The 15,403-nt window shown below is 66.9% G+C and carries 15 protein-coding genes and 1 pseudogene; 6 read left to right on the forward strand and 10 right to left on the reverse strand.

Translation table 11 applies throughout. The features are described from left to right. The first annotated feature begins 178 nt into the window (after window positions 1-178). Window positions 179-676: a hypothetical protein gene (locus NA11_RS34210; RefSeq protein WP_069166202.1), complete on the forward strand. Its 498-nt coding sequence runs from the start codon at window positions 179-181 to the stop codon at window positions 674-676. Between the two features lie 38 nt (window positions 677-714). Here the strand turns inward: NA11_RS34210 and NA11_RS34215 are convergent, their stop codons facing one another. Both NA11_RS34215 and NA11_RS34220 read right to left on the reverse strand, forming a co-directional pair. Beyond that, window positions 715-1,776, reverse strand: a complete 1,062-nt coding sequence (locus NA11_RS34215) for a dTDP-glucose 4,6-dehydratase (protein ID WP_069166203.1) — start codon at window positions 1,774-1,776, stop codon at window positions 715-717. 41 nt (window positions 1,777-1,817) lie between these two features. Next, window positions 1,818-2,147, reverse strand: coding sequence for a hypothetical protein (locus tag NA11_RS34220; protein WP_069166204.1), 330 nt, complete (start codon window positions 2,145-2,147; stop codon window positions 1,818-1,820). Window positions 2,148-2,332: 185 nt separating this feature from the next. Between NA11_RS34220 and NA11_RS45945 the strand changes: the two genes are divergently transcribed. Next, window positions 2,333-2,485, forward strand: coding sequence for a hypothetical protein (locus NA11_RS45945; protein ID WP_167837792.1), 153 nt, complete (start codon window positions 2,333-2,335; stop codon window positions 2,483-2,485). Between the two features lie 16 nt (window positions 2,486-2,501). On the opposite strand, the gene NA11_RS34225 is transcribed toward NA11_RS45945, so the two are convergent. From NA11_RS34225 to NA11_RS34245, 5 genes are all read right to left on the reverse strand, one after another. Next, window positions 2,502-3,284, reverse strand: a complete 783-nt coding sequence (locus NA11_RS34225) for an ESX secretion-associated protein EspG (protein WP_069166205.1) — start codon at window positions 3,282-3,284, stop codon at window positions 2,502-2,504. Next, on the reverse strand, window positions 3,281-4,744 hold the full coding sequence (locus tag NA11_RS34230) for a PPE domain-containing protein (protein WP_069166206.1): 1,464 nt from the start codon (window positions 4,742-4,744) through the stop codon (window positions 3,281-3,283). The genes NA11_RS34225 and NA11_RS34230 overlap by 4 nt, the downstream gene beginning before the upstream one ends. A 108-nt stretch (window positions 4,745-4,852) precedes the next feature. Then, window positions 4,853-5,587, reverse strand: a complete 735-nt coding sequence (locus NA11_RS34235; RefSeq protein ID WP_069166207.1) for a Mut7-C RNAse domain-containing protein — start codon at window positions 5,585-5,587, stop codon at window positions 4,853-4,855. A gap of 42 nt (window positions 5,588-5,629) precedes the next feature. Beyond that, complete coding sequence (locus NA11_RS34240; RefSeq protein WP_069166221.1) at window positions 5,630-6,160, reverse strand: C40 family peptidase; 531 nt, start codon at window positions 6,158-6,160, stop codon at window positions 5,630-5,632. A 575-nt stretch (window positions 6,161-6,735) separates the two neighbouring features. After that, window positions 6,736-7,644 (reverse strand): LysR family transcriptional regulator, encoded by a 909-nt coding sequence (locus tag NA11_RS34245; protein WP_069166208.1) that lies wholly within the window; start codon window positions 7,642-7,644, stop codon window positions 6,736-6,738. An 85-nt stretch (window positions 7,645-7,729) separates the two neighbouring features. Between NA11_RS34245 and NA11_RS34250 the strand changes: the two genes are divergently transcribed. Further along, window positions 7,730-9,055 (forward strand): aspartate aminotransferase family protein, encoded by a 1,326-nt coding sequence (locus NA11_RS34250; RefSeq protein ID WP_069166209.1) that lies wholly within the window; start codon window positions 7,730-7,732, stop codon window positions 9,053-9,055. Window positions 9,056-9,063: 8 nt separating this feature from the next. On the opposite strand, the gene NA11_RS34255 is transcribed toward NA11_RS34250, so the two are convergent. After that, window positions 9,064-9,648, reverse strand: coding sequence for a hypothetical protein (locus NA11_RS34255; RefSeq protein ID WP_069166210.1), 585 nt, complete (start codon window positions 9,646-9,648; stop codon window positions 9,064-9,066). Between the two features lie 297 nt (window positions 9,649-9,945). Here NA11_RS34255 and NA11_RS34260 point away from each other — a divergent pair, with 297 nt between their 5' ends. The 3 genes from NA11_RS34260 to NA11_RS34270 all read left to right on the forward strand — a co-directional run bounded on the left by NA11_RS34260 (window position 9,946) and on the right by NA11_RS34270 (window position 13,675). Continuing rightward, window positions 9,946-11,280, forward strand: a complete 1,335-nt coding sequence (locus tag NA11_RS34260; RefSeq protein WP_245746389.1) for a serine hydrolase domain-containing protein — start codon at window positions 9,946-9,948, stop codon at window positions 11,278-11,280. 68 nt (window positions 11,281-11,348) lie between these two features. Beyond that, window positions 11,349-11,990: a TetR/AcrR family transcriptional regulator gene (locus NA11_RS34265; protein ID WP_069166211.1), complete on the forward strand. Its 642-nt coding sequence runs from the start codon at window positions 11,349-11,351 to the stop codon at window positions 11,988-11,990. Further along, window positions 11,987-13,675 (forward strand): MDR family MFS transporter, encoded by a 1,689-nt coding sequence (locus tag NA11_RS34270; protein ID WP_245746391.1) that lies wholly within the window; start codon window positions 11,987-11,989, stop codon window positions 13,673-13,675. Before NA11_RS34265 ends, NA11_RS34270 begins: the two co-directional genes overlap by 4 nt. Window positions 13,676-13,723: 48 nt before the next feature. Here the strand turns inward: NA11_RS34270 and NA11_RS34275 are convergent, their stop codons facing one another. After that, a complete protein-coding gene (locus NA11_RS34275) occupies window positions 13,724-14,689 on the reverse strand; it encodes an esterase/lipase family protein (RefSeq protein ID WP_069166212.1) in 966 nt (321 codons plus the stop codon). 138 nt (window positions 14,690-14,827) lie between these two features. After that, window positions 14,828-15,403, reverse strand: a pseudogene (locus tag NA11_RS45950) (glycosyltransferase); the annotation flags it as partial.

The raw sequence follows: 15,403 nt of genomic DNA on the forward strand, positions 1-15,403 counted from the left end.
TAGTGCCGACCCGTCGTGCGCGGCAGTGGTGTGAGTGCCAGACATACACGGGTTTGCGCCAAGTTCGCTGAATGACCGAACTGCGCCGAGTCGGCAGATCCTCGCCGGGCCTGTCGATGAATTTGCGAGGATTGCGCCGTCTCTGTGAGTGAGGACTACTACCAGGTGAGGAATCGCGATGACGGATGCACAGGACCCACAGCCCTCGGACGTTCCCGACGACCGGGATGTCTCGCTCGAACGCCTCGAACCGTTGCTGGGTGAATGGGGAGTCGAGGTCTTCTTCGCGGCAGACTTCTTCGGCCCTGGCAGCCCGGCCGTCACCGATCGGGGCGGCACAACCACCTACGAGTGGATGAAGACCAAACGCTTCCTGGTGGAGCGTTCGATCATCGACAACCCCGCGGCACCGGACACGATCGTCATCATCGGCGCCGCCGGGGACGGTGAGTTCGTCAGGCACCACTACGATTCCCGCGGCGTCAGCCGCACCTATCAGATGAGCCTGGACGACGGCGTCCTGCGCATGTGGCGCATGGAACCCGGCTTCTCCCAGCGCTATACTGGCACGTTCAACGAAGACGGCAGCCGGATCGCCGGCGCATGGGAGAAATCAGCCGACGGCAGCACCTGGGAACACGACTTCGATCTCACGTACTTCCGCAAGGCGAGCTGAGCTACCAGGCGAAGTCGCCGCGACCCGCCGCGATGCGGCTAGCTCGTGCCTGCGGGGAGCTGGCTCCAATCGATACCCAACTCGCCCTTGTCCGCCAGAATCGCCTCCCACCAGTCGCGGTGGTCGCGATACCAGGCGACCGTCGCGGCCATCTCGGGGGCGAACTCGCGGGTGGGTCGCCAACCGAGTTCGGTTTCCAGCTTCACCGGGTCGATGACGTAGCGGCGGTCGTGGTTCGGCCGGTCCGGGACATGCTCGATCCATTCCTCGGGAGCCAAGCCGAGTTCCGTCACCACGAGGGTGGCAATGTCGAGGTTGCTCACCTCGTGGCGGGCGCTGATATCGAAGATCGGCAGGAGGCCGGGATCGGTCGCGGCCGCAGCCGGAATCGGATCGAGTTCCGCATGCAGCACCCGGTGCACCGCGGCGCAGTGGTCGGCCACGTGCAGCCAATCCCTGGACTGCAGCCCGTCCCCGTACACCGGGATCTTGCGGCCGCGCAGGACGTTCGTGACCGCCAACGGGATCAGCTTCTCCGGCAGCTGGTACGGCCCGAAGTTGTTGGCGCAGTGCGTCAACCGGATGTTCATGTCCGGATAGGTCGCCATGTAGGCGCGCACCATCTGATCGCCTGCGGCCTTCGCGGCGCTGTAAGGCGTCTTCGCGTTCAACGGGGACCGCTCGGTGAACCACTGCGCGTCGGCGGGCAGCTCGCCGTACACCTCGATCGTCGACACGTGCAGATGCGACCGCACCGGATGCAGCCGACTGCATTCGAGCATCACCTGCGCGCCGAGCGCATTGGACCGCATGAACGCCGACGGCGCCAGGATCGCCCGGTCGTTGTGCGACTCGGCGGCGAAGTTCACCACATGGTCCGGCCGATACCGCCGATAGAGCGCGCTCATCGCCCCGAAGTCGGCGATATCGGTCTGCTCGAAGGTAATTCGGTCGCGCACCGGGTCGAGGTTGGCCCGGTTTCCGGCGACGCCGAGGTAATCGACCGCGATCACCTGCGCGTCGGGTTCCCACTCCAGCAACAGGTGCACATAGTTGGCGCCGATGAAGCCCGCGGCGCCGGTGACGAGATAGACGGCCATGGTGGTTCACCCTATAGGCCTGCGTCGGTGCCGATCGGGCGCTACGGGAAGGTCAGCGGCTCCTGGATGTTGAAGGTGTAGAACTCGCTGCCGTACCAGTACAGGACGGCAAGCGACGCTTCCTGGGGCTCCACCCGGCAATACTCGAGATGGGTCATCGGGATGGATTGCCTGCCTGCGAGACAGACCCACGGATTCTCCGAATCCGGATAGGGGCCATTGACCGCGAAACGCTGCCAGGAAATCGCGATTGTCTCCGGCCCATTCCACATCCAGTCCGGCCTTCCGAATGTCCACCAGTAATAGCCGAATGAAGCCGTGAGCGCGAGAACCGTGGCAGCCATCGACGCCCTGACCAGCTTCAGCAGCATTGGACTCCTCGCGAGCAGTGGAATGGTTCGAAGAATCCTACGATGACGATCCGCGTTTTTCGGACCCCGTCGACCACCGTCCGCGTTGCGTTTATGGACAAATGTATTTCCGGCCGCCACCAAAGCTATTGACAGGTCAGCGGTGCGCTGATGCCGCGACGAGCTACCCTGGAACCGTGGGCGTGATGGGCGAACTATTTCCCGGGCAGAAGCTGGCCGACGAGGGCAGCGAGGACAGTGCTGGCGAGCAGCATCGTCCCCGCGTCGACCTCGACCTCGATGCCGGGGTCGTTCGGCTGCGGAGCGCGCCGGTCGAAGAACCGGCAGACAACGACTGAGTGACGGGGTTTCCCCTCAGCCGCGTTCATCCTTGATCGCCCGGACCACCTCGGCGATCCGGACGTTGATCAGCGACGTCAATTGCCGCAGGTCCGCGGGCGCCGCGATCGGTGCCGACTGATCGGCGATGACATAGCGCCCGTCCTCGTCGAGATCACGCCAGTGCAGCCGGTGGCGGGCGATACCGCGCGGGCCGAACAGTGATCGGCCCTGCACCACCTCGATCGTGCCGAGACGCGTCACCGGATGCGCGAGGAATTCCGCCGAGCGGTCCCACGTCGTCCCACCCGCCACCGCGCGGACGATCGACTCACGGACCCGATAGTCCAGCTCGTCGTGCTCCGACGGCGCGATCAGCTCGACGTCCGACCGCTTGCCCGCGCACGCCGCAGGCAGGGCCGCCGCCACCACTTGAGCCAAATGCAGTGCCCCACACTCGGTTACCGTGAAACCGGCGCTGTGCCGCAACGTTTCCCCCGGTGCCTGCACCACCAGGCAGCCACGCTCACCGGACCGCGCCGCGAGCATCCGAATGCTGCAGGCGGGGTCGCCGGGGTCGCTGCCGCTGTGGCCGCGCACCTCGATCGCGATATCCGGCTCGGTCAACATCGCGAACAGTCCGCCGAGTGCTTCCTTCTCGTGGCGCCACCGTTCGCGGGTCTCGGCCTTCTCCTGCAGAAAAGCGCGGTAGCTCGGCGTCCGGCTGGTGAAGGTGAGCGGCGCAGGCAAGAAATCCTGGCGCACCCCCTCCCACAGCACGAGGAAATCCAGGTCGGTGAACGTCCGCACGCAGGTCATTGCTGCAGCACAGCGTGGTACGCCACGGGATCGCCCCCGATCGCCTCGTCCATATTGTCTTCCGAGCTCAGGAATTCGGCCCGTTTGTGTTCCGGACGGCCGCCCATCATGCCTGCACCGCCGATCGGTGGCGCCATCCCCGGTATGCCCGGCGACATTGCTCCGGCCGTGCCTGCGGAGACCACCGGCGTCGCCGGGGCGACTGCGGCGCGGGGGAACAGCTTTGCCGACTGCTGGACGAGGCTGCGCGGCGTCGGCCCGGGGCCGGGACCGCCGATCCCGCCCGCGGGTTTGCTCGGTTTGGCCGGGTCGAGCGCGGCCGAAGTGAGCGGCGGGAGAACCGGATTCGAGACAAGAGGTTGCGCTAGTTGGGTGCCCTGCTGCAGCAACGAACTAGCCTGGGAGAACAGGCGGTCCAGCGACGGTTCGGCCCGTTGGTCGGCCGTGGCCTCGGAGGTCGGCTTCGGTTCGCGGTCGGTCGTCTCGGTCGGACTCTGCTGAATCCGCATCTCCGGCGGGGTACTTCGCGCCTCGGGCAGGATCGGTATCGCGAGACTGGAGCCCGTCAACCCCGGCTCGTAGTGCTTCAACCAGGCGAGGATGGCGTCATTGACGATTTTGTCTTCCGCCGCACTGCCTGGTTCGGCGGGGCGCGGGCTGGTCGGCATCGCCACCTTGGTGTGCGCCAGCCAGCTCGACGCGTAGTTCAGGCTGCCCGCGACCTGTCGCATCGCACCGGACAGGGCGTCGACGTTGTCGCGGTAGGCATTTGCCGCGTCGATGGCGGCGTTGATGGCTCTACCGGTCCATGCGCCCTTCTTCTCCATCTCCTGGAGCTGGCCGGCGAAGGTGGTGAAGGCGGTGTTCAACCGTTCGGCCATCCACCCCCAGGTTGCCGCGGCGTCCGTGGGCGGTTGGGGTTGCATGCCTGCGCCCGCGAGGTAGAACCACTTGACCGTCTGGCCGTAGGGGTTCTCCGCGTCGATCGGATTTGTGCCTGCGGGTTCGGGTTTGGGTGCGTCCCGGGGCGGCGTGCTCTTGCCTGCGACGGGCGCGGGCGGATAGGTGGCGCCACGCAGCTGCGCGCCGGACGCGATCCGGCCGATCGTGACTTTCCTGTCCTCCTCGGAATCGCGGAACAGTTTGCCCGCCACCACGAAGTGCTCGCTCATCGCGGTCAGAATCGCCTTGTGCGCGACCAGAATTCGACCTAGGTCGTGTGCGGACTCGTCGTACCTCGCCGCGAGCGTCGTCGCGGAGTTCAGGTGGCCGTTGTCGCTGAACCCGGTGTGTACCCGGATGTCGCTGAGTCGATCTTCGACCGCGAACACCGCATACAGCGCGTCGGCGGCATAGTCAGCCGCGGTGCGTGCCGCCTCCGGGTCGAGCCGCAGTTCACCCTCGCGCGCCCGGTGTGTCAGTCCGGGCCACGGGTTGACCGTCGAAGCGTCGCTGTCCATCCTCGACTCCTGAACTCTCGCATTGTGCCGCCCCTCAATATCGGGCGTCACCCACGTGAATTCAATACGAGCCCGTCAATTCCGCATCCATCCCGAATAATCGAAAAATCATCGAGTACCGCCGGGACCGAACCGCGCAACGGCATCGTCGACGATGGCGCTGAGGCGAGCGTGATGGGCGCCTTTCCAGTAGGCCTGGCCGCAGTCGACACACTGCGCGAAGGTGTCGTAGGTGCGCTCGGTCTCATCCGGAATCTGTTCGCGCACCGCAGCTTTGTCCGCGTCAGCGAGCCTGCCGTTGCAGGCCGTACAGCGAGTCCACGGAGCCAGCGGTGGTGCGAAGCGAGACAGTACGTCATCGAGCTGCTCGGCCGGGCGATGGCTGTATATGTAAGCGCCCGCGAAGATCTCTCGACGGCGCAGCAGTCCGCGATCGCGCGACAGCAGCACGCGCTGCTCGGTCGCCGACCGCGTGGCCAATGCGGCATCGCCGATATCGGGGTTCTCGTACGCAGTGTCGATCCCGAGCAGTCGCAGCCGCCGCGCCAACGTCCCGAGGTGAATATCGAGCAGAAGGCGCAGTGGCTCAGTCGTATTCAGCGGGCGAACCAAGCCGCGCACCTCGACCGCCTCGCCATCGGACGGAATGTGCGACCGACCCGAGGGTCGCCCGTCGACCAGCAGCGCGCCGACCTCGGTGAGTGGTACCCCGAGTGACTCGACGACGTGTCCGAGGGTCGACATCCCGTCGGTCCGAACGGCGGTCGGCCCACCGCGCAGCGCGGCAGCGACGAACACATGCAGGTCGGGTGCGAAACCGACCGCTATCTCCCCAGCGTTCACCCGGCAAGCATGACAGGAGAACCCGGAGCGGCCGTCGTGTTGCTAGTCCTGGAAGCGGCAGGCGCCTGCGTAGGGCATTGTTGCCATGGGGGATTCGACTACGCCGGTGCCGTAGGTGGAGGCGTGGATGACCTTGCCGTCGCCTGCGTAGATGGCGGAGTGGCCGCCGCCGTAGAACGACACTACGTCGCCGGGGCGCAGGTCCTCCTGCGCGACAGGGGTTCCGGCGGCGAGCTGGTCGTAGCTGGTGCGCGGCACCGAGACGCCTGCTTGCTCGTAGGACCACTGGACCAGGCCCGAGCAGTCGAAGGCGTCGGGGCCTGCTGAGCCGCCGCTGTAGTTGGCGCCGAGCTTGGCGCGGGCCGCGTCGACCGCCACCTCGCCGGTCGACTTGTGCGGAGCGAGCTTGGGCTGCACGGGTGTTGGTGACTTGAAGCCGGGAATCCCTGTCAGGCCGAGCTTTTCGAGGCCTGGGAGGTCTGGGAGCGCGAAGCTGATTCCGGGAGCGGAGAACTCGACCGGTGCGGGAGCTGCGGGTTCCGCGCTCTCCTGCTGCGGTATCGAGACCGGCATTCCGGGAATGCCTGCGGGGATGGCGATTTCGATCGGCACTTCGATGTTTCCGAGGCCGGGGACGGTGACCGTCTGTGCCGAAGCCTCTCCTGCGGTACAGAGCAGGGCGCCGAGTGCGGCGCCGAGGACAACTCCTGCGGCAAGTGCCCACCAGAGCAGCTGCTGCAGGAAGCGGGTAGTTCGGGGTTCGTCGTTCTTCGAAGCCATGATCAGGTCCTCCGATGGTCATATCGAAGGCCTTGGCGGGCCACGCAACGCCGCACCGATGGCGAACCGGACTTCACCAAAGTCTTCGAATAGATTCGAGAACATCACGGTGAGCTGTCAGTCCAAGCCGGATCCGATTTCCCATCATTCGACACAAACCCGGTGAAACATATTCAGACACACGCTAAAACAATAACAAAACGATAACGCCTTGCGTTATTGATGGCGAAAACCCTTGTTGACCTGGGGATATGGCGATAATAATTTCCGCCGTATTTCACGGGTGGAGTCCGTTGCGGCCCCGGCCATTCCGGCTCCGACCTGCGCCGAGCACCGCAAAACACCTGTTGAACGGCGATTTTCGCCGGTTATGGGGCAGCGCCGTCGATACCAGGCAGCGCGTCGTGGCTGCGTAAGGCGTCGAGCACCACGTTGACGGCGGCCCGAGGGGGCACCCCGCGCCGGATCGCCGCGGTGATCGTGCGGGTGACCGGACCGGCGAGCTCCCTGGTCGTCACGCGGTAACGCGGATCGACGGCAAGGCCGGGCAGCAGCGCGATCGACAGCCCCGCCTCGACGTGCTGCAAGGTCATCATGTAATTGCTGAAGCGGCAGACCACTTTCGGCTCGAAACCCGATTCCCGGCAAAGCCGAGTCGCCAAGGTCGCCATGTAGGACTTGGGCATATCGAACGCCCACGGCTCGTCGGCGTAGGCGGCGAGTTCGGCGGGCCCGCGCGCGGACCGTCCCGGCGGCAGCACGAGCACGATGGGATCGGTGGCCAGCGGCACGATGTCGACGTCGGGACCGAGCGGCTGTTCGACGAAATCGGTGGTGGTGATGATGACGTCGACATCGCCGACCCGCAGCGCCGGCATGCTTTCGTGCGGTTCCAGCTCGTGCAGTTCGATATCGAGGTGCGGATGCGCCTGCGCGAGCCTGGTCACCGCGGGCACGCAGAGGGAGTGGATGGCGCTCTGGAAGGCGCCGAGCCGGACCAGGCCGACGGGTTCCGCACCGAGGCTGCGCAATTCGGCTTCGACGCTGCCCATGTGGTCGAGGATCGCCCTGGCCCGCCGGGCCAGGATCAGCCCGGCGGGCGTGAGCCTGACCCGGCGGCCGGTGCGTTCCAGCAGCCTGGTGTGTGTTTCGGCCTCGAGCACCGCCAGCTGCTGGGACACGCTGGATGCGCTCAGGTTGGCCGCCTGCGCGACCGCACGGACGGTGCCAAGGGAATCGAGCTGGCTGAGCAAACGTAGTCGCCACGGGTTGAGCATGGGTCGATTGTTGTGCGGTTTTGCCGAACAGTACAGCCGGAATTGTGTGATGGACGTGATGCTCGGGCCGCCTTACCGTCGAGACATGGCTTTCTCCACTGCGGCACCGCTGTCCACCGCGGACTTCTGGGCCGACGCCGACCGGCACCTGGTCCGCTACGCCGGCGCGGGCACCTTCACTCCCGAGATCATCGCCCGTGCCGCAGGCAGCTTCCTGTACACCGAAAGCGGCAGGGAGATACTGGATTTCACCTCGGGTCAGATGAGCGCGATTCTCGGCCACGCACATCCGGAGATCGTCGCGACGGTGCGGCGGCAGGTCGGTGAACTGGACCACCTCTTCAGCGGCATGCTCAGCCGCCCTGTCGTCGATCTGGCCCGCAGGCTGGCGGCGACGGTGCCTGCGCCGTTGGAGAAGGTGCTGCTGCTGACCACCGGCGCCGAATCCAACGAGGCCGCGCTGCGAATGGCCAAGCTCGTCACCGGTAAGCACGAGATCGTGTCCTTCGCCCGCTCCTGGCACGGCATGACGCAGGCGGCGGCGAGCGCGACCTACAGCGCGGGTCGCAAGGGCTACGGCCCTGCCGCGCCAGGGAACTTCGCGATTCCGGTGCCGAGTGCGTTCCGGCCCGACTTCACCACCGCCGGTGGTGATTTCGACTGGCGCCGCCAGCTCGACCTCGCGTTCGAGCTGATCGACGCCCAGTCGGTCGGTAGCCTGGCCGCCTGCCTGGTCGAGCCGATCCTGAGCTCCGGTGGCGTCGTCGAACCGCCGCCGGGATACTTCGCCGCGCTCCAGCAGAAGTGCCGCGACCGCGGCATGCTGCTGATCCTCGACGAAGCGCAAACGGGCCTGTGCCGCACCGGAACCTGGTACGCGTTCGAACGCGACGGCGTGGTGCCCGACATCCTCACCCTGTCCAAGACGCTCGGTGCCGGGCTGCCGCTGGCGGCCGTGCTCACCAGCGCGGAGATCGAGCAGGCCGCGCACGAGCGCGGCTATCTGTTCTTCACCACGCACGTGTCGGATCCGCTGGTGGCCGCGGTCGGCAACACCGTGCTCGACGTGCTCATCCGAGACCGGCTCGACGAGCGTGCCGCCGAGCTCGGTGGTCTACTGCGCCAAGGACTTACCGACATCGCCGAGCGGCATGACGTGGTCGCCGACATCCGGGGTCGTGGCCTGCTCGCCGGTCTGCAACTGCACGAAACGGCAAGGGGCTCCGATGAACTCGGTGCGCTGATCACCCGCCGCTGTCTGGAGTTGGGCCTGCACATGAATATCGTGCAGCTGCCAGGCATGGGCGGTGTCTTCCGGATCGCCCCTGCGCTGACCGCAACGGAGGGGGAGCTGTCGCTCGGCCTGTCCATCCTCGACGACGCGATAGGTTACGCGTCGGCGCGCCTCTGACGCGCTGGTCAGGTGAGGTTGCCGTCGATGCAGAGGCTGGCCGTCCGGCCGGACGGGCCGGGCCGAGCGGCGCCGGCGTCGAAGGCCCACTCGGAGATCGGGGCGGCGGCCTTCCAGAAGACGGCGCCGTTGCGGGCGGTCGCCACCTGGTAGATGTCTTCGTGGCCGCCGATCAGCTGGCCGCCGACGCAATAGTCGTTGTAGCCCGTGCCTGGTTGCCGCGCGCCCGCGCTGAACAGGCCGGTGGGGTTGGTGTAGGAGCCGGGGTTGGCGACAGTGCTCGACGCTGAGTCGGTGCGGCCCCGCGACCAGGACGGTGCGCCGCGGTCTGTGCCGCACCGGTAGTTCTGGCCGCCCGCGACGATCGTCGAGCCGGGCGGGTAGGCGGTGCCTGCCCACAGACAGGGCTGGTTGCTCGCGGTTGCCGTTGTCGCCGTTGCGGTTCCGGCGCCGATGACGGTGCCGCCCGCGACCGCCGCGATCGCGAGGAGCGCGAGGGCTCTGGTCCGCGCGGAGTGGCGTGCTGCCCGGCGGGTGGTAGTCGGTTCAGTGGGGAAGGGGTGTTGCGTCATGGCCTCGTTGCCTTTCTGCATATCTACTGAGATCGATAGTAGATGATGAGGAGACGCGCTTTTGCTGTCGACCAGGTGAGATGCCGGAGAAGTGATCGACATCGCAGCTTGAATAAGATTTTGCTGAGTATTCGGCATGCCTGACGTGAGGCTGTATGCGTCAACCCTGAGCCAGCTGATCAAGTAAGATACGCATCCGGCTAGTAGATCGTCTGCCGCCAGGAGAGTTGGCCCAATAAGTCGGGGCAGTCCCGACGGTAACCGGGCCACCGCCGCGCTCGATGTGCCGACCAGAACCGGTTGGAATGGGGGAGTGGCGTGCATCGTTCGCTGAAAAACACTGTGCTGTCCGCGATCACGGCAGCGACACTGCTGGTGGGAGCCGAATTATCGGGCGACACAGCCAATGCCGCGCCCGCAGGGCAGAAGGAGTGCGAGGTCGTCGACGGACGACAACCGCAGACCGCCGCACCCGAGGAGGTGGGGCTCGACGCCGACGCGTTGCGTGCGGCGATGGCGTTGGCGGCGGACCGGAGTCGGCGCAACATCCAGGTGTTCCGCAACAATTGTCTGATCGCCGCCGGTCCGAACAACGCGCACACCGGCGGGGTGCCCTGGAATCTGTGGAGCGGCACCAAGAGTGTGGTCTCGCTGATCGTCGGCATCGCCATCGACGAGGGCAGACTGCAGCTCGATGACCCGATCGGCCGCTACCTGCCTGCCGAGGTCGGCGACGCCGCGCACCGCGCGATCACCGTCCGCAGCCTGCTCACCGAGACCTCGGGCCTGCGGGTCTCCGTGGCCTCCGAGGGCATCACCGGGGTGGTGCAACTCGACCCGAACGTGGTGGCGCAGGCGATGGCGATCCCGATCGACCGCCCACAGGGGGTGGAGTGGCGATACAGCCAGCGTGGCGTCGATCTGTTGCTTGCGGTGGTGCAGCACGCGGTCGGTATGGATGTGCAGGCCTACGCGCAGCAAAAACTGTTCGACCCGTTGGGTATTCAGCGCACCGACTACTACTGGGGGCGCGATCGCGCCGGGAACACCTATGGGTACGCGCACCTGTTGATGCCGCCAGACGACTACGTCAAGATCGGCCTGCTCATCGTGAATCGCGGTGACTGGCACGGTAATCGGGTCGTCTCCGCCGACTACCTGGCGCAAGCCGCCCAGCCGACCATGGCCGCCGCGTGCTACGGCTTCCTCTTCGTCGTCAACGCATCCCGCTGCACCGTCGATCTGCCCGGTCTGCCCGCGGACGCGGTGAAGATCTCGGGGATGATGCGCCAAGACAGCTTCATCGTGCCGAGCATCGGCCTGCTGGTCACCTGGACCGGCGTCGCCGATCCTGATGGTCCGGTGGGCTATTCGCACGACGTGCTGCGCGGCATCGTCGGTGCGTTCAGGGAGCCGCGGCTGCCGGACCCGGGACCCTATGCGCCACAACCGGATACCAGCATGTCCGACCCGTCGATCTCGAACCCGGACGCCGTCCTCGGCGCGCTCGGCATCGGGTCGTACGCCTATCCGGGCTGCGGGCCGTTGGAGTGCCTCGGCAAGCCGCTCGCGGCGCCGTTCGGCGACTGGCCGCCCGGCTGCTTCGTGGTCGGTTGTTTCGGTCCGCACCCGGACACGCCTGGAATCCGCTAGGTGCGGTGAGCACCGTCACAGGAAATTGCACTTTCTGAAATTTTGCAGTTCATGCTAAATTTTTCCGCATGTCATCGCCCTCCCGTGACGAGGCCCCGCTCGGTCTGCGCGCCCAGAAGAAGCGCAGGACCGCGCTCGATCTGTGCATGGCCGCGCGCAGGCTTGCCGTCGAGCGCGGGCTCGATGCGACCACCGTCGAGGACGTCGCGAAGGTGGTCGGGGTTTCGCCACGCACGTTCTTCAACTACTACGAGACCAAGCTCGACGCGGTGGTCGGCCCGGTGCAGGACATCGGCAGCCCGGAAGGCCGCGAAGTATTCATCGCCGGCGGGCCGAGCGGCATCCTCATCCAGGACCTCACCTGGCTGTTCGCCGCCACCCTCGAACCGGAAGCCGAAGTGCGCGAAGCCATCTCGCTGGTGGTCGAGCTCATCAAGACCGAACCGCGGGTGCTCACGGCGTTCATGGCCGTCGGCGTACGGCAGGAGACCGCGGTGGCCGAGCTGCTCTCCGCCCGCGCGGGCGCCCCGGTCACGCCCGAATTCGCCTCGCTCGCTTCGGGAATCATGACAACGCTCACCACGCGGGCCGCGATGTCCTCGACCGGTGACTCGGCCAAATCGCTGACCGCCGCGTTGCACGAGCAATGCGCGATGGCTGCCCAGTTGTTCGAAGGGCCTGATGACAGCACACGGAGAGGTGTCAAATGACTACAGGATCGCGAAGCGATTCGATGAGGGGTGGTGGTCGGGCGGCGGGTGGGCCTACGACGGCTGACTCGCCGCCCACCCCAATTGTTCTGACCCAGAAGCGCATCTGGCTCATCTTCAGCGCGCTGATCGCGGGGATGTTCCTGGCCAGCCTCGATCAGATGATCGTCGGCACCGCCATGCCGACCATCGTCGGCGACCTCGGCGGCGTCTCCCACATGGCGTGGACCGCGACGTCCTACCTGCTCGCCACCACCATCGTGATGCCGATCTACGGCAAGTTCGGTGACATGTTCGGCAGGCGTTGGCTTTTCCTGTTCGCGATCACCGTCTTCACCGCCGCGTCCGTCGGCGCCGCCATGTCGACCGGTTTCTGGGAGTTCATCGTCTTCCGCGGCCTGCAGGGCGTCGGCGGCGGCGGTCTGATGATCCTGGCGCAGGCCGTCATCGCCGATGTGGTGCCCGCGAAGGATCGCGGCAAGTACATGGCGCCGATGGGCGCCGTCTTCGGCATCACCTCGGTGGCTGGACCGCTGCTCGGCGGCTTCTTCGCCGACACGCTCGGCTGGCGCTGGTGCTTCTGGATCAACGTGCCGATCGGCATCGCGGCGCTGGTCGTCGCCTTCCGTTACCTGAGCATCCCGAGCCATCGGCCCAAGGCGAAGCCCGACTATCTCGGCGTGGTCCTGATGTCCGCTGCGACAACGCTGTTGATCCTGATCACCGACTGGGGCGGCAAGCAGTACGCCTGGGGGTCGACGACGATGGTGTCGATGATCGCCGCGCTGGTGATCGTGGTGGCGACCTTCGTGCTGGTGGAGGCGCGGGCCGAGGAGCCGATGCTGCCGCTGTGGCTGTTCCGCAACCGGACGTTCGTGCTGACCTCCGCGATCGGCCTGCTCGTCGGCCTGGTCATGTTCGCCGCGCTCGCGTTCATTCCGACCTACTTGCAGATGGCCACCGGCGCCTCGGCCTCGGTCTCCGGCCTGCTGCTGATCCCGATGATGGTCGGCCTGATGATCGCGCTGATGGGATCGATGACCGCGATCACCAAGACCGGCAACTACCGGATCTACCCGCCGCTCGGCGCGCTGATCATCATCGTCGGGATGCTCTGGCTGACCCAGCTCGCGGCGAACACCCCGATGTGGGTGGTGTCGGCCATGCTGTTCGTGATGGGCGCAGGCCTCGGCCTGATCATGCAGATCATCGTGCTCGTCGTGCAGAACGCGGTGGCGCCGGACCAGATCGGCACGGCGACAAGCGCGAACAACTACTTCCGTGAGATGGGTGGTGCGATCGGTGTCGCCGTCTTCGGCTCGATCTTCACCAGCAGGCTGACCGAGGGACTCACCGACGCGTTCGTCGCCAACGGTCCCGCGGCGGCCGCCGCGAAGCTCGATCCCGGCGCGCTGGTGCCGTCGGTGGTCAAGGACCTGCCTGCGCAGCTGCACGACGCGATCGTCGGAGCCTATGTGCACGCACTGGTTCCCGGCTTCTGGTACCTGATTCCCGGTGCGGTGATCGCGTTCCTGCTCGCGCTGTTCATCCCGCAGCTGAAACTCTCGGACGAGGCGGGCATGATCGCGCGCGGCGAAGCGGTGATGGCGGAAACGGTGTCGGGCGAGCAGGTCTCGGACGGCGACGACGAACCGGATCCGCGGCTGGTCAGCGAACGTCGCTGACTCGCGGCACCTGGGCGGTAGGGCAGTTGCCCTGCCGCCCAGTCGCTTTCACTGCCGAGGGCAGGGGCTTCCGGTGAAGGTGGGGTCGAGCGCCTGCTCGATGATGTAGGCGACGGTGGGCGACTGCGGCAGCGTGTCGTGTTTGAAAGTGTCTGTGGGGCACAGGTCTTGGACCCAGACATTGTCGACCGTCGCGCCGGGGCCTGCGGCGAGGAAGGTGGTCTCCGGTGGGACGGACGCATCGTCCTGAGTGCTGGCGATCACGGTGTAGTCGACGCCGGGATCGGTGTCGCCGCCCGCATTGACGCCGCGCACGAAGTCGCTGCCCGCGACCTGCTGCGCGGCCGCGGCGCCGGCGATGCTCGTCAGCCCGGCGTCGAAAACCGGTGCGCTGCCCGGCGGTAGCCGCTTGGCCACCGCGCTGAGGGCGGAGCCGGAGCCATGGTTGGTGCCGACGAGGGAGATCAGGTGCCCGACCTTGCGCGCACCGCCGTTGAAGCGTAGGTACTGTCGCGACATCAGCGCGCCCTGGGAATGTCCGACGAGATCGACCCGCGCCGCGCCGGTGGCGCCGAGGACGCGGTCGACGAAGGCCGCGAGTTCGGCTGCGGACGACCGGATGTCGCCGGTCCCATAGACGCCACGGAGTGCGCCGAGCGCGTTCGTGGTGTCGCGGCCGTAGTTCAACGAGAAGACGCAGTAGCCTTCGGCTTTCAGCTGCGGCGCGAGCACGTCCCAGTCGTTCTGATTGCCCCAGGTGCCGTGCGCGAGCACCACGGGCCTCGGGTGGGCGGCGGTGGGGACGCAGGACCAGTCGTTCGATCCGGCAGGCGAGATGCTGCCATCCGGGTTCTTGCCGACGCCCAGCCCGGGGTCGGCGCCATCGGCGACGGTGGTGACATCGGACCGGTCGGCTTGTTCCGGCTGCGGGTGGGCAGCAGCCGAGGCGGGCATGGCGCAGAGCAGAGCGGCGGCCAGCACTGTCACGCCGGGGCCGTGCGGACGGAATCGCATCGGGTGGTGTGCTCCCGTTCGTTCGAGGACGAGCCTGATCGGCGCGCCGCCAGGACGGCAGGCGGACGGCCCGACCGCCACCGTACAACGGGGCTACCCGGCCTGCTCGGCCAGCGAGCCAGGTGGAGGTGTGCGGTGCTACTCGTCCTCCTGCCGCAGGCGGCGGGCCTGTTGCAGGGTCGACAGCAATGCCAGCGTCGACTCGGCGCCTTGATTCTCATTGATCCCGGTGGGTTCCAACCCGTCGCAGCAGCCGCCGCTCGCCGGGTCGATCAGCGGCGTGGAGATGTCGTTCGCGCCGCGGAACCAGGCCTCGCACATCTGCACCGCGTCCTTCCAGCGTTGGTCGCGGGTGTCGTCGTAGGCGCGGGCGCAGGCGTCGGCCAACGCGCCGACCTCGATGGGCTGTTGATCGAAGCCTGGCCGCCGCTCGCCGGTGGCCCAGCCGTCGATCGGCGTGACCGACAGGTGGTCGCCCGCGGTCTCGATCTCGAGGAGCCAGCGCAGCATCGCGAGCCCGTCGGCGTGTGTTCGCCCCTGTCCCGGCTCGGCGCCTGCCACCAGAAGTGCTTCGGCCAGCACCGCGTTGGCGTAATGCAGCCGAGGTTCCGGCCACCGCCAATCGAGTCTGCGGGTCGGCGGGCCGATCACCGTCGCCGCGTCGGCCAGCAGTGCGCGGGCCGCCGCGTTTCCGGGATCGGCCGTGCGCACCTC

This window comes from Nocardia altamirensis NBRC 108246 (genome assembly GCF_001612685.1).
GTDB classification, from domain to species: domain Bacteria; phylum Actinomycetota; class Actinomycetes; order Mycobacteriales; family Mycobacteriaceae; genus Nocardia; species Nocardia altamirensis.

Excerpts from the sequence above, each read along its gene's own strand:
- NA11_RS34270 (WP_245746391.1), top strand. The coding sequence starts at position 11,987 with ATGACTACAGGATCGCGAAGCGATTCGATGAGGGGTGGTGGTCGGGCG.
- NA11_RS34220 (WP_069166204.1), bottom strand. The coding sequence starts at position 2,147 with ATGCTGCTGAAGCTGGTCAGGGCGTCGATGGCTGCCACGGTTCTCGCG.
- NA11_RS34255 (WP_069166210.1), bottom strand. The coding sequence starts at position 9,648 with ATGCAGAAAGGCAACGAGGCCATGACGCAACACCCCTTCCCCACTGAA.
- NA11_RS45945 (WP_167837792.1), top strand. The coding sequence starts at position 2,333 with ATGGGCGAACTATTTCCCGGGCAGAAGCTGGCCGACGAGGGCAGCGAG.
- NA11_RS34245 (WP_069166208.1), bottom strand. The coding sequence starts at position 7,644 with ATGCTCAACCCGTGGCGACTACGTTTGCTCAGCCAGCTCGATTCCCTT.
- NA11_RS34230 (WP_069166206.1), bottom strand. The coding sequence starts at position 4,744 with ATGGACAGCGACGCTTCGACGGTCAACCCGTGGCCCGGACTGACACAC.
- NA11_RS34275 (WP_069166212.1), bottom strand. The coding sequence starts at position 14,689 with ATGCGATTCCGTCCGCACGGCCCCGGCGTGACAGTGCTGGCCGCCGCT.
- NA11_RS34240 (WP_069166221.1), bottom strand. The coding sequence starts at position 6,160 with ATGCCGGTCTCGATACCGCAGCAGGAGAGCGCGGAACCCGCAGCTCCC.
- NA11_RS34210 (WP_069166202.1), top strand. The coding sequence starts at position 179 with ATGACGGATGCACAGGACCCACAGCCCTCGGACGTTCCCGACGACCGG.
- NA11_RS34265 (WP_069166211.1), top strand. The coding sequence starts at position 11,349 with ATGTCATCGCCCTCCCGTGACGAGGCCCCGCTCGGTCTGCGCGCCCAG.
- NA11_RS34250 (WP_069166209.1), top strand. The coding sequence starts at position 7,730 with ATGGCTTTCTCCACTGCGGCACCGCTGTCCACCGCGGACTTCTGGGCC.
- NA11_RS34215 (WP_069166203.1), bottom strand. The coding sequence starts at position 1,776 with ATGGCCGTCTATCTCGTCACCGGCGCCGCGGGCTTCATCGGCGCCAAC.
- NA11_RS34225 (WP_069166205.1), bottom strand. The coding sequence starts at position 3,284 with ATGACCTGCGTGCGGACGTTCACCGACCTGGATTTCCTCGTGCTGTGG.